A 14,620-nucleotide genomic window follows, 5' to 3' on the forward strand; every position below is an offset into this window, starting at 1 on the left:
GTCATTTTTGCGAGAACTGAGCCACATAAGGATATCCGGCATTCTTGCCGTGCCCCCACACATTCTGATTTTTTGCGAAGTCGGAACCGTAAGCCCGATCCACGAACTCCAGAATCCAGAGATCGTCGCCGGCAAACGCCCAAGAGGGGCCGCAACGTTCCGTCAGGTAGACCTGTAAGGCGTAGACCGCACGATAGAGCGCCCGGTCGCCCTCCTCCCAGATCGGCATCCCCTGACGTTCCAGAATACGGGCCGCCATGATCCACCCCTGGAGAGCCTCGAACGGATATCCCGTGGCGGCAATATCCCGGGCGGAGAAAGGAGCCCCCCGACGCATCTCCTCGGGTTGCAGTCCGTCGAGCGAAAGGCCCTCCTTAGCGGTCCCCGCCGGATTGATAATCATCGGGCGGGAGGGATCGGCCTGCCAGGAGAGATCGTCCCCGTATTTGAATCCCTCCGCACTGGGCCCGTTGAGCGTCGTCATCCAGATGTCGCGGATAGTGCGCAAAGCATTCCGATCTCCCAAATAGGCATAAATAGCACACATCGTTCCCAACCCCATCGATCCCCAGTTGTTGGGACGCGTAAGGGTCATCTCGTGCAGGGTCTGGTGACGGGCCGAACATATCCATCCGTCGGCAACCTCTTTCAGATAACGTTCGAAAGCCTCCGTCCGGTATCCGACCAGATCGGCAGCCATGGCATACGCACCGATCTCGCGCCCCCAGGCCAACGTACGTGACCCCTCGGGCTGTCCGTCCCGCACGATCCTCTCGACGGCATCCACCACCTTTTTCCGGTATGCCGCAGCCTCGTCCGAACTACCGGCAGCGGCCAGGCGCTCCGAAACGATGGCGGCTGCCAGAACGTAGCAGTTCGTATTGTCGTCCTGATTGCCCACGTCCGGATGCGAAGTATCTTTCGATGCATCCATCAACACTTCGCGCCACCCGGGACCGGTCATCGGCAAGAGGGCGAGTTCGGCACGGGAGCTCCATATTCCGGAGATTTCCGCCGGAGGATCGGGCAACGGCCAGCGTCCGTTTCCCGTCTCGCCGTCCGCGGCGGTACGGTTCCCGCATGCGAACAGCAGAAATATTCCGACCCATACGGGCCACATTTTTCTTTCCATCATTTTCTTCATTTTACAATTTGGATCGAATCGAACAAATAGGGAGCTACCACGTAGCGCTCCGGATCGTTCCCATCGCACCGGAATGACCACGTTTCGAGCGTAAGCGCCCGCGGGGTGACATCTACCAGCGTAAAACTCTGTTCGCGCAACGAGCGGTCGTAACCGGCCGAAGTCTTGTCCGCGAATTCATAACCGGATGAAACGCGCGTCAGCGCCGAAGCATCGTACAGGATCTTATGGTACCATTTCGAAATGCCTCCCGTACCGTTCACGACATAGAGAGGAGCGGAAGGCGACCGGAATACCTGGCGGCCATTCTCCCCCAAAAAGGGAACCCGGGCATTACGCCCGTTCCGCACGAAACTGCGGGTAAAGCTGTGATCATGCCCCATCAGCACGGCATCAATTCCCCACTCTTCGAACCGGGGAGCCAGTTTTCCACGCAAAAAGTCGATATCCTCGTCATCCACGTGATCTGTGGCCGCATAGAGCGCTTTATGCAGCAGAACGATGTTCCATCTCCTGCGTTTTTCCGCCAAATCGCGCTCCATCCATGCAATCTGACGGTCAAGGCACGTCCCCTCCCAATATTGCGTGTTGAGTACGATGAAATGGACACAACCGTAATCGAACGAATAGACGAACGGCATGCCCTCTACGGACGAAACCGCAGGAAAATGGTTGGCCAGGTCACCGTCGCTGTCATGGTTTCCCTGCACGGGCACCACAAAACAATTCCTCAGCAAGGTATCCCCCGCCTCGAAAAAACGGTCCCACTGGGTGTAGTTGTATCCGTTTTCCGTCATATCGCCGGCCAGATAGAGAAACGCAGGCTCCGGCATCCGTTCCAGAATGTTTCCGTACGTACGACGGACCGCCTGTACAGACAACGGATTATCCACCTGCAGATCGGCTACGTAAACGAACCCGAATCCCTCCTCCCGGGAGGCCGGAGCCGTCGTAACACTGTGAACCGGACTCACGATCCCACTCTCGGCATCACCCACCCGATACAGATAACGGGTACCGGGGACCAATCCTCCGACCGTCGCCCGGTGAAAGGTCCGGGCACCGTCGTACAACCGTTTGTTGACCGTTCCCCTGACGGCTTCCGTACGACCCGTTCCCCGCCGTTGAAGACAATCCGGCAAACGGACGGAATCCCGCTCCGGAACGATCCATACAGTACTCGCTGTAAGCGTTGTATCGTACGTCGTCCAACCGAACGAAAGCGACACGGAAGGGTCGGAAGTGGTTACAGCCGCCACGTTTCGGGGTGTCTTGTCGGTCGATACCCGGTAACGGGTATTGACCGTAATCCGATACCAACGGCTCTCACGTCCGGTCCGGTCCTTCACCTTATAGCAGAACGGATAGGCCGTAGCCGGTTCCAGTCCGTCGAAACGCGCTTCCGGTTCCGCACTCCACACCGCCAGGGCAGGAAGCCCCCGGTCGGCCCGCATCACGCAATAGGCGATACCCGACTCCTCAGAACCGGATTCCAGCCGCAAGGTAACGCAGGAAGTATCCGATCGTGTCCGTACATGCACGGGAATCTGCGGCTCGCCCCATGAAAAATCGTAACCAAAGGGAAACCGGGCAAACCCGGCCAGTACCGGATACCCCTTCCCGAAAGCGGTTTCCCGCCAACTCCACAGACCGCCGAAATGCCAACCGAAATTTTCATAAAATCCCCGTTCGGCAAAAGAGGCGGACGAAACGGCCGTCGCTCCGTCGGACACCGTTTTTCCACGGGGTCCGGAAGCCTCCCAAACGGCCGTCCGACAAATTTCCGCACCGGGTTCGGCCTGTCCCACGGCTCCGCCGACCGACCGGCTGTCCGGAGCGGCCTCCAAAGAACGGTTGACGGCCATACAACAGCGCACATGTCCCGTCCGGGACACCTGCCCCACCAAACCTCCCGTTTTGTTCCGCCCGACCACCTCGCCCGAACTTATGCAGCGCTCGATCACTCCGTTGTCTGAGAGCAACCGACCGCTCAGTCCGCCCTGACTGTCGGCCTCCCCCTCACAGATCACGGCGGCCGAAGAGAAACAGTCTCGCATCAGAGGCGTCACACGCTGTCCGGCGATCTCGGGAAGGCGCCCCACGATTCCGCCCGCGCAATGCATCAAGGCATGCACCTCCCCGCTGACGTAACAATTCCGAACCGTGCCGTAAAGCGCTCCGGCGATCGCCCCTACCGTATTGCGGCCCAACACGTAAACATCCACAAGCGCCAGATTCTCCACCACAGCCTGCGTGACGGCATTCCCCACATTGCCGAACAGTCCCACTGTCGCCATATCCGGCTGCAGGATCGTCAGATTACGGATCGCATGAAACCGTCCGTCGAACCGACCGAGAAAATTGCCCCGTATCGGGGTGAAATTCTCAGTTCCGGAAAGGTCGATGTCGGCCGTCAGCGCATAATGTCCGTCGGCAGGACACTCCGCCGAGCCGAAATGCCGGCTCAGATAGACCAGCTGCCTGCCGTCCGCGATCTCATAAACTCCTGCGGCATTACGCACCGGAGCCTCGTTTCCGGATGCATGTGCGAGGAGACCCGACAGGAAAAGCACACACGTAAACATGCATGCCAGCCCTGTCTTATGCTCCCTTTTTCCCATCGCGCAGTTTCTATTTCCAGTCCGAAAGCGGAACGATATCGGCCGCCGTCACTTCGCCCTCCTCCCACGCAGGAGAGAAAAGGACACAAATCCGCTGCTCCGTTTGTCCTTCCAGACGAATCGCCAAACGGTTGATTCCGATATTTTCGGCCTGGGGCGGCTCCTGACGGGCCGACTCCACGACGAACGCCGCCCCCGCAGGCGAAAGTATCCGGGCGGTCATCTTCCTGCCGCCGAGCGAAAATCGGGCCGTAGCTCCTTCCACTTCCAGCCCGGCATCCGTCATCACTCCCCAATTCACCCGTCCGGGAGCCTTCATTGCGAATTCGTCCTGTACGAGTACGGCCTTTCTTCCCCCGACCATACGGATACCCCGCGAAACGAAGGAACACTGATCCCGATAAGCATCGCTCAGATTCATCACCACGAAAGGCGCATCCGTGTCGAGAGACACCCTGCTGAAATTCGCCTTCGAATCCAGACATTGCTCCTTGCCGTTGAACACAGGGAGGTTATGGCTGCGCGTCACGCAGCGGTAGTAATCCCAGCGCTGTTTTTTGAAATCGAAAAATCCGGGCAGTTCGTATTTGTCGGACCCCAGGTCGAGCAACCACCGCTCACCCAGCGCATCCAGTTCGAAATTACCCATATCCAGATGCACATGGCTCACACCGGTCGTCCCGGCCTTCATTCCCACGAACAGGGCATCCCGGTTCCAACCGCTGCGCATACAGGCCACCTCCACCTTGCTCCGCAGGTATCTGTCCAGCGGAGATTTCACCCGCCAGCCCTCCACCCGGGGCGTATAATACATCACATGGAACACCTGCGCCGGCATATTCTGCAACAGGTCGTGTTCCGACTCCGAAAAATCGGGATTTCCATACCGCTCGGCCAGCCAGAACATAGGCGGCAGATAGGAACGCCGCACCTTCATGTGACAGTCGCTGAACGCAAGCATGTATCCGGCGGGCCCGGTCATCGTGATCGGAAAATAACCGGTCTTACGAAACCCCTCGAACCGTTCGCTCATACCGAAATCGGTCCCCAAAGCCGAGCGCATGGAGGCAAAGCCGTAAGCGCAATAGCGTACGGCATAATGCCAGTAGGAAGGTCCCTCCACGCAGACCCCGTCCGGATCGAACGCCACCATCGCCCGGGGCATCGACTCCAGCGCCAGCGGAATAATCTGACGGGCATAGTCAGGATCTGTGTCTGCCACGGACAACGCACCGATAATCAATCCGTTGTTGCACACCTGATTCCAGTTATTGACCCGTTTGTCGAATCCGCCCTTCGAATGATAAACCTTAAGACCCTCTTCCAACCCTTTTTCAATGATGGAAGTACGCAGCACCTCTTTCGTGCCGTCATCCAGCCAGTCATAAAGCCAGTCGTAACCGATGGCTACGGCATGGGTCATTTCGGCCACATCGAGAAAGTGATGCGGGTCCCAATCGACGAAACCGCATACGGCCAACAGATTCGTTTTGGCCGCTTCGGCATACTTTTCATCGCCCGTCCAACGCCATGCAAAAGCCAGATTATAGACCCGGGTCAAGGCATTCCGGCTCACGCGAAGCATGTCGCGCGTAGTCATGATACGCTCGAGAGGCTTCTTTCCCAGAATCGTATCGTCCGTCGCTTTCAGCACGTCCCTCACGTAACGCTGCAACAGGGTGTCGGTTTCATACCGGTGACGCAGCTCCTCCATACGGCCGTCGGTCAGAATCAGACGCGGATGTCCCTCCGCCAACGTTCCCTTTTCGCCGCCGATCGTCAGAGTCAAAGGACGACGCTCCGCCCGGCAGGCTGACAGCGACAATACGACCGCAAACAAAAATATCAATACTTTTTTCATACATCGGGCTTTTACCAAACCGGGGGAACGGACCCGCCGAATACGAATCGGGCCCCTTCCCCCGGCAGAATTGAATTACTTATAGCTGGGATGCTGGCTCAGTTTCGGATTATCGTCGCAGATGGACTGAGGAATCGGATAGAGTTCCGTCTTGTTCGCCTGAAAATCGCGGGCATAGGTGGTCATAATATCGGCATTGCTGCTCATTTTGTTGGTGTAATTGGTCTGCACCCAACCTTCCGCCGTGGGATAAGCGGGGTCTTTGTCGATATTGCTGTACGCCTTCTCCGGATACCCTTTCGTGGGATCGTCGCACGGTTTGTAATAACAGAACTTGGGATAGTCGGCCGTGTTGGACGCAATCGCAATCTGGGCATCCTTCGTTTTCTGAATCATTTCGCCGAGTTTGTTCCAGCGAATCAGGTCGAACTTGCGGAGCGCTTCGGCCCCCAGTTCCCAGGCCCGCTCCTGAATCAGTACATCAAGGAATTGTTCTTCGCTCATATCGCCGTACTCCTCGTTCTCTATCTCCTCCTCGTTTCCCTTATAGGCGCGTTTGCGCACCTCCTTCAACGCCTTGATCGCCGCATCCGTGGGGCCGTGATGGATATAGTTCTCCGCTTCGGCGAACATCAGCAGCACATCGGCATAACGCATGTAGATCCAGTTGATGTTGGTATAGTCGTTCATGTAGGTCGGACACCACCACGCCCGCCACTTGCCGGGATTGTACTCCCAGAGTCGGTTCGTGATGATTCCCTTGCTGTTCTTGTCCACTTCCATATCCGCCACGACCGTTTCAAACCGCGTGTCGTGCTCCTTGAAGGAAAGGATATACGGAGCGGTCAGACGCACCTCCGTACCGGTCATCCCGTATTTCGACTCCTTGTTGCAGTTAGCACCGATCTTATTGCCTATCTGACCGTTGTAGGAACTTTCCCCCACTTCGGGATTGTACATTCCGATCTCGAACATGCTCTCACCGAACTCCGTGTCGAACTTCTGTGCACACACGTTTTTCCAGATATTCTGGTAGACGGGATTCAGCCGGTGATTCGCATTGGGGTCGTCGATGACGTCGGCGCACTGCTGGCGGGCCAGTTCGTAATATTCCTCTATCTTCGCCGCATCGGGACGTTTGCGCATTCCCATGTTGCCTCCGGTAGCCAGATCCCAGCGCAGCGAGTACCCGGCCGCATGCAGGCACACCCGAGCCAGCAGACCCTTCACAGCCCCTTTGGTGAAACGCGCCTGGGCAGCGACCTCCTTACGCCAGGGAGTCAGTTCGACCGCCGTTTTCAGATCGCTGATAATTTGGTCGTAAATCACATCCCGGGAAGTGCGGTCCACGTAGAACACCTCACCGGCCTTCGAGGGAGTGAACCGGGCGGGAACATCCCCCCAGCGGACGATCAGATCGAGATAACACAAAGCACGCAGTGCCAGCATCTCTCCATGGATACGTTTGAGTTCGGCCTGTTCCTGTGCCGTGCCTCCGGAGTAAAGAGCCATCTGAGGAACCCGTTCGATGCAGATATTGCACCGCTCGATACAGGAATACCATTTGTTCCACAGACTGTTCAACTCGGTGTCGACGCTGGCGGGCGTCGAGGAATAACGGGAAAAATTCCGCCGTCCGACAGTCTCCCAGCCCCCCGAAGTCCTCATGATGTCGCAGTCCGTCGTGGTCATCGTCACCACTTTGCGGCCATACATGGGATGCGCCATTACCACATAGGCTCCGTAGGCGGCCATACGGGCTTGAACCACCGTCTGGAAAAGGTTCTCCGAATCGTAATTCGATTCCGAAGGTACCGTCAGGAAATCGTCGCAGGAAGTCAACGAAGCGACAAGGAGGACGGAAAACAATCCGGCTTTTATCTTAACAAACAAATTTCGAGTTTTCATGGGTCGTTCCGATTAGAAAGTGATATTGATACCGAAAATCATGGAGAAACTCTTCGGATAGGCCGAGTAGTCCACTCCGGGAGTCAGCGGGTTACTGCGCAGGGAACTTACTTCCGGATCGAAACCCGAGTAATTGGTCCAGGTATAGATGTTATAAGCGGTCGCATAGATACGCAGATTTTGCAGCCGGCATTTCTTGGCGATCTTCTGAGGTACCGTATAACCCAAAGTAATGTTGTTGATCCGCAGGAACGAAGCGTCTTCCACAGCCCAGGAGTGGGCGAAACGCGGCAGTTCGCCCGATTTCACCCGCCATATCTTCGCATCCTTGTTGAGTTCGGCCAGTTCGTTGAGATCGGTCACGAACACACCCTCGTCGTTGATCAGACGGAAACGGTCGCGCATCACACCCAGGAAATTCCGATAGGAGCTGTACGTATTGGTATAGGCCAGCTTATTGGCATTGAGCACTTTGTTTCCATAGCTGAAGTTCAGGAATATACCCAGGTCGAAGTTATGGAACGAGAAGGTGTTGTTCAGGCCGCCGATGAATTTCGGATTGGTATTACCGATAATCGTACGGTCATTGTCGGGAGTGATAACCGGGTTTCCCCGCTCATCCTTCTGTCCGCCGATCCACTTGAACTTGATGTCGCCCGGAGTGATTTTCGTATCGCCCTTGATATAGGGGACTCCGTCTTTGAGTTTCCATGTATTGGTCGAAGCGTCGTAACTTTCGAAATCGGCTGCCGTATAGAATCCGTCCGTGATATAACCGTAAATCATGCCCACAGGCTGCCCCACCTGCACGATATAATCGTAGATGGTTTTGGCCCAACCGGAATTCTCCAGATACGATTGCTGGGCTCCCAGTTCGTCCCGGTTCAGCCCCAGGATTTTTCCACGGTTGAACGAGATGTTGAAATCGGTCGTCCACTGGAACTTCTTATGATTGATGTTCATCGAATTGATCGTGATTTCATATCCTTTGTTGCGCGTGCTTCCCACATTCTTGTACTGGGTCGTATAGCCTGAAGTTCCAGGAATTCTTGCCTTGAGCAACAGATCTTCGGTCTTATTGTAATAGTAGTCGAACACCACATTGATCTTTCCGCCGAGGAAACCCAGATCGGCTCCTATATCGAACGCTTTGGTCGTCTCCCATTTCAGAGAGGGAGACGCGATGGTCGTAGGCTGCACGCCCGTGCTGACGGAACCGGCATCGGCCGCATATCCGGTGGTCGAGAAGGTGGAAGCAAACAGGTTGTTGCCGATCCGGTTATTCCCCGAGAGACCGTAGCTGGCCCTCAGTTTCAGATTCGAGAAGACATTCAGCCGTTTCACCCACGGCTCCTCCATGATGCGCCATGCAGCGGAAACCGAAGGGAAATATCCCCAATGGTTCTCTTTGGCGAACTTCGACGAACCGTCCGCACGGAGATTGGCGGTAAACAGATACTTATCCCGGAAACCGTACATAACCCGGCCGAAGAAAGAGGACAGCCGCTCCTCGCTGATTTTGGAACTGGGCTTCGACGCGATAGCGCCCTGTCCCAGATCGGCCAAACCGATATCCGAATTCGGGAACTGCATGGCTCCGGCCAGCAGGTATTTGCTTTTATAGGTGACGATCTCCTGTCCGACCATCATCGAAAAACTGTGTATCTTGTTGAATGTCGTCGCATAGGTCAGATAAGCCGATTCGGTCAGTTTCATCGTCTCGGTCGGTTCGATGGTGCCGTACGGGCCGCCTTTCTCCACACGTACATCGTGCAGCCTCTCGTCGAAGAACTCTTCCACCCGGTTGTTTCCCGCAGACATACCTCCCGTGACGGAAAACGTGAGGTCTTTCAGAATCTTATACTCCAGACTTCCGTTGAAAAATGCAGTCCGGTAGGTCTTTTTCTTGTACTGGGCCTCCGCTCTCACGATGGGATTGGTAAGGAAATCCCCGCCCGAATCATCCTCCGTCTCGCTGATGAGCGCGTCATCGTTATCGTTGGGACCGAGCACGGGCCGGTAGCTGATCGTGTTGCCGAGCATGGCATTGTCGAGCGAACCGGACACGGAACTGCCCAGCACCTCCCGCGAGGTATAGTTTCCGTTAACGGAAAGCCTCAACCGGTCGGAAACCTTTTGGTCGAAGCTGATCTTGATATAATCCCTCTTGGCACTCGACGCGATCATCACGCCCTCTTCCGAATAATGTCCGTATTTGACCATGTACTTCGAATTCTGCGTACCGCCGCTGATCGAGATGTTATGATTGTGCGTCAAGGCATTGCGTCCGAACACCTCTCGCTGCCAATCGACACCCGACCGGTTCTTGTAGATTCCGAGCTCCTCGAAAGGTCCGTAGCGTTTCGTGAAATTTTCCGCAGCGGAAGCGGCTGCATCGGGCATATTCGCTATTTCGTACTGGGCCATGACATATTCGTAGGGGCTCAGCACATCCAGAAAACGGTTCAGTTTCTTGAACCCCACATAACCGTCGTACGAAACTTTCGATTTGCCGACAGACCCTTTCTTGGTCGTGATCACGATGACGCCGTTGGCACCCCGTGCCCCGTATATAGCCGTCGAGGAAGCGTCCTTCAGGACGTCGATCGACTCGATGTCCGCGGGATTTACGGAAGTAAGGCCGTCATCGCTCGGGAAGCCGTCCACGATATAGAGCGGTGAATTGTCCTGTGAGATGGAACCGCCGCCCCGGACCCGTATCTGGATATCGGCATCGGGATTTCCCTCGGTCGTCGTAACCTGCACGCCGGCCAGCCGGCCGGCAATGGCCTCGGCAGCCGTAGCCACGGGCACCTTCACCAATTCTTTGCCGCTGATGGAGGAAACCGAGCCGGTGAGGTCTTTCTTTTTCACCGTTCCGTAACCGATCACCACCACATCCTCCATTTTCTGTACGTCACCCTGCATCGAAACATTGACCGAAGTTCCTCCGGCCACCTGTTTCTCGACAGGTATACATCCGATAAAGGAGAACACAAGCACAGGGCTTTTCACCAAAGAGACCCTGATCGAATAGTGACCGCCGGCATCCGTCGTGGTTCCCGACTGGGTCCCTTTCACCACGACGGTCACACCCGCCAGCGGTTTTCCCGCCTCGTCCGTCACCGTACCGCTCACCGAAGAGGCATCCTTCACGTTGAAAGGAGTGATAACGATGGCATCATTCTCCATCACCTTATAGGTGAGATTACTGCCTTTGAGCAGTTTTTCCAGAATCGTCTTCACGGAGGCGTCCGCATATTCGGCACTCACCCTCGTGTTGAAGAAAGAGAGATCGTCGCTGTAAAAGAAACGATAGGAGGAGGCGGACTCGATCTTTTTGAGGACCTCTTTGACTGTGCCGTTCCTGACGGACAGGGAGACTTTCGCATCCTGTGCACCGGCTCCCAACGGCAAAAGGAGCAGCAACAGTCCCGCCAACGGCATCAGATGCCGGGACAGGATGGCCGAATGACCAAATTTTTTCATAAGCAAGGTTTTTAAATCAGGAATTAAGTATTGTGGTTAGGTTCTATCTCGTTTCCGCCCGAAACGCAGGAAGGTTGTAGCCTGAGACACAGACCGCCGGCAGGCGCCCCCCCGCATCCGACGAGTCGCAGTCGATCAGCACGGTTTTCCGTTCGCCCGGCAACATCCAGAAATAGTTGTCGGTATAGAGTGCGGGTAAAATACGTTCGTCCGTACCGGCGTCCCGCAGGGAGAGACGGATCATCGCTCCGACGACACGTCCCCGGTTGGTCAGCTCCACCCGCCAATAACTCCGGCCGTCGCGTTCGTACCGGTCGGCCACGGCCTCGATACGCGCATCGCCGATCTCGTTGAGCAGACGCATGTCTTCCGGTTTGTCGTACCGCCAGTAGAAATTTTCCGAAAGAAGCTCCCCGCGCCGCCCGCGCATCTCGAGACGGACGAAGTGCAGAGGAGGCAGCCCGGGAGCGAAATCGACCGCAAAAGCGGGGACCATATCCGACGCGGGTATATCCAGCGTCATACGCTGCGTTTTTCCGTATTGTTTCCCGCTCACGTCATAGACCGCAGCGGTTACGGTCACCCCTTTCAGAGGTCTCGCCGTGTGATTGACGGCATCCACCTTCCAGTCGGGGAGCGAAGCCTGTACATGGTGGCTTTCACATCCCTTCTTGGCTCCGGCCCAGGTCCCGTTCACCTCGAAATCGTAATCGTAAGTCTGCCACACGGTCGAATACCATGCCGGGTGGGTCATCCACAGCAATACGCCGGAACAGTCCTTCCAGAGTTTATGGTTCCACGCCTCGAACATGGCCCGGATATTGTCGTAGTTGATGAACTGGGCCTTGAGGCAATAATCCTCCATCGAGGCGACAGGCCCCAGTCTCGAAGTGAACGCATCGATGTAACGGCTGATCGCCTGTCCGCTTTTGGCACTGTAATCATGATAGTACCAGGTCTCGCCGATAGGCCACGCCTGATCCTGTCCGCACATACGGAGCATCGTCTCGTAGACGGGCACCGTAGGCAAACCGATCTCCGACTTGAAACCGTGCGCCATTCTGTAATACTCCTCGGGTGGCAGCCAGAAATAAGGTCCTTCCCCGCCCCATACGATATCGTCCGCCGAATGGGACATATACAGCCTCGTGCTGTCGCATTCCCGCACGGCCTTCCGGATACTCCGGTCGATCACGATCGCCGGATAGGTCTCGTTACTGGCGCACCACAGGGCGATCGAAGGATGGTTGCGGAAACGAAGGATATTCTCACGGACGATCTCACAATAGCGCACCTTGTCGTCGGGATGTCCGCCCCACAGATCGGAAAAGACCAGCACTCCGTATTCATCGCAGCAGTCGAAAAAATCGGGATTCAGAAAATTACCCATCCATGCACGGATCATATTCATCTTCGAATCGCGGTGAAAACGCAGAGCCGTCTCCATCCGTTCGCGCGGCATCCGCAAGGCCAGCTCCTCCAGTCCCCAGTTACCTCCCTTGCAGAAAATCCGCACGCCGTTGACCGACACCACCAGATGGGGTGTCGGAGACTCCGTACACTCCCTGACGGTCCGCCACGAACGCTTGTCGTCCGAAACCTGTATTTTGTACCGGGCCGCCAGGCCGTCCGAATCCCAACCGGCAATCACCCAGTCGAAACTTCTCCGCTCGCCCAGATCGACCAAAGCCCATTCGTCACGGTCTCCCGCAGAGAACCATTTCGAGACACCCCGCACATCAGTCAGATTCGAAGCAGGATATTTCGGGGCACGGACGGAGGAGACCTCCGTTTTTTTCCATGCGGCCAAATCGTTTTCCACATCCCGGCTGTCATAAACCGAAAGGTCGAACATCCCGAACCGGTCAACGCACGACTCCTCCATCAGAATCCGGACATACCGGGCTTCGGTACGTTCGATCCGGTAAGAGCCCCGCCGTTCCTTGCTCAGGGGGGTATTATAGGTAATCTTCCGCACGCCGAAACGGCATCGGTAGGTGTCGCTGGTCTTTCCGTCCACCGATGCGGTCACAGTCAGATCATAAAGGTTCTGGGGTCCGTAGCCGTTCGGCCACCACAGCTTCGGCCGACTCATCTTCAGCTGCTTATGGGTATCCGGACCGAATTTTACCTCGAGCGTCTCTCCCGGAGCGACCGTCACCGTCCGCTCGACCGCCACCCGGTCGAAAGCGGCCCGTACGGTCACCTGCCGGCCGCTGCCGGACCCGTTCCTCACGGGTACGTTCAACCATACGAAAGCACGGGTGGTGTCGGGCAGATCCAGATCGGTCTGCACATGGGGGTGCTCGATCGTAACGTCACCCACGGTTCTCAACCTGACTTCCTCGAGAATGCCGATCCCCCTGTCCCGCATGGCTGGCATCCAATCCCAGCCTGAAGAACAGATATAGGTAGGCGAAGAACGGCTGATCACACGGGAATTGACCCAGGCATTGCCGGCGGCACCTTTGTCGCCCGGGACACCGACCTTCTCCATCGGGCATATCCGCACGGCAACCACGTTCTCTCCTTCCGGGTCGAGATAACGGGTCACGTCGAACGCTCCCTGCACGAAACAACGGTCGATCTCTCCCACCCGGTGTCCGTTCACCCAGAAATCGGCATGGTGATTTACCTTGTCGGCTTCGAGCAGTACACGGCGCCCACGTACATCGAAGCCTTCAGGCAAACGGAACGCCCTGCGGTACCACCAGTTCCGACGACAGAGTACCTCGGGTATCTTCAGATTGTTGAGCCCCGCCACAGGATCGGGAAACACCTCCTGTTCCACCAGAGTGGCCACCACCGTTCCCGGCACCGTGGCGTCGTACCACGAAGCGGTCGGAAATCCCGGCCGGGATATTTTCTCCCCTTCATCGGCCCCGTTCCATCCCTCGCAGGTCATCTCCCATCCCTCCGTAACGGGCAGCACCGAGGACGACCGGAGGCGTAATTCCCTGGCAAACGCCGTTTTGGGTTTGCGGCGTTCTTTCCACCCGTTCGTAGATGGCCGTTGTACTCCGCATGTGCCGTATATCTCGAGCTCATTGATCCCCACGGGCAGATTCGAAGAGACTTCCTCGATCAGCACACGGACGAACCGCCAGCTTCCCGCAGGAAGCGCCGTCTCCATCCATCCGCCCCTGCCATCGGAAACCCGGGCCAGCACGGTCCACTTCTCCCCCGTATCCGATCCTTCGATCCGGTAACGGACAGGATAACTCGAATAAACTTCATGTCCCAACGTAAAACGCCGGTCCTCCACGTAAACGGGTGTAGACGCATCCGCCTCGCAGAAAATCCGTACCGAAGAGAGAGAGCATTTCGCCTGCAAATCGACCGCAATCCACTGGGGCAATGTTCGGACAGGCATCGTACCTTTGTCATAATCGACGAAAAAACGGGCCCGCCAGCCTGTCTGCGTCTCTCCGTCCACGGCAAACTCTCCCTGTGCGGGAGCATGATCGGTGGAGGAGACGGAAACGGGACGGTTCAACGCCAGATTTTCCACGGCCGGCCGGGCCGTTCCGCAGAGCATCGTGCAGAAAATCAAAACAGGGACAGAAATTCGGTAAAAGTTCGGAATCATCGCCTATC

At 56.5% G+C, this 14,620-nt stretch carries 6 protein-coding genes; all 6 read right to left on the reverse strand.

The window, feature by feature from the left end; genetic code table 11:
• Window position 1: 1 nt before the first annotated feature.
• Entirely contained in the window at window positions 2–1,135 is a 1,134-nt protein-coding gene (locus tag INF32_RS04815) for an alginate lyase family protein (RefSeq protein ID WP_226387267.1), read from the reverse strand.
• 5 nt (window positions 1,136–1,140) lie between these two features.
• A complete protein-coding gene (locus INF32_RS04820) occupies window positions 1,141–3,765 on the reverse strand; it encodes a fibronectin type III domain-containing protein (protein ID WP_226387268.1) in 2,625 nt (874 codons plus the stop codon).
• A gap of 10 nt (window positions 3,766–3,775) precedes the next feature.
• Window positions 3,776–5,626 (reverse strand): heparinase II/III domain-containing protein, encoded by a 1,851-nt coding sequence (locus INF32_RS04825; RefSeq protein WP_226387269.1) that lies wholly within the window; start codon window positions 5,624–5,626, stop codon window positions 3,776–3,778.
• A 75-nt stretch (window positions 5,627–5,701) separates the two neighbouring features.
• Window positions 5,702–7,534, reverse strand: coding sequence for a RagB/SusD family nutrient uptake outer membrane protein (locus tag INF32_RS04830; RefSeq protein WP_226387270.1), 1,833 nt, complete (start codon window positions 7,532–7,534; stop codon window positions 5,702–5,704).
• A gap of 12 nt (window positions 7,535–7,546) precedes the next feature.
• Window positions 7,547–11,023, reverse strand: a complete 3,477-nt coding sequence (locus tag INF32_RS04835; protein WP_226387271.1) for a SusC/RagA family TonB-linked outer membrane protein — start codon at window positions 11,021–11,023, stop codon at window positions 7,547–7,549.
• A 43-nt stretch (window positions 11,024–11,066) separates the two neighbouring features.
• Window positions 11,067–14,612, reverse strand: a complete 3,546-nt coding sequence (locus INF32_RS04840) for a glycosyl hydrolase 2 galactose-binding domain-containing protein (RefSeq protein ID WP_226387272.1) — start codon at window positions 14,610–14,612, stop codon at window positions 11,067–11,069.
• Window positions 14,613–14,620 lie beyond the last annotated feature (8 nt).

The organism is Gallalistipes aquisgranensis, assembly GCF_014982715.1.
GTDB lineage: Bacteria > Bacteroidota > Bacteroidia > Bacteroidales > Rikenellaceae > Gallalistipes > Gallalistipes aquisgranensis.

Excerpts from the sequence above, each read along its gene's own strand:
- INF32_RS04815 (WP_226387267.1), bottom strand. The coding sequence starts at position 1,135 with ATGATGGAAAGAAAAATGTGGCCCGTATGGGTCGGAATATTTCTGCTG.
- INF32_RS04820 (WP_226387268.1), bottom strand. The coding sequence starts at position 3,765 with ATGGGAAAAAGGGAGCATAAGACAGGGCTGGCATGCATGTTTACGTGT.
- INF32_RS04825 (WP_226387269.1), bottom strand. The coding sequence starts at position 5,626 with ATGAAAAAAGTATTGATATTTTTGTTTGCGGTCGTATTGTCGCTGTCA.
- INF32_RS04830 (WP_226387270.1), bottom strand. The coding sequence starts at position 7,534 with ATGAAAACTCGAAATTTGTTTGTTAAGATAAAAGCCGGATTGTTTTCC.
- INF32_RS04835 (WP_226387271.1), bottom strand. The coding sequence starts at position 11,023 with ATGAAAAAATTTGGTCATTCGGCCATCCTGTCCCGGCATCTGATGCCG.
- INF32_RS04840 (WP_226387272.1), bottom strand. The coding sequence starts at position 14,612 with ATGATTCCGAACTTTTACCGAATTTCTGTCCCTGTTTTGATTTTCTGC.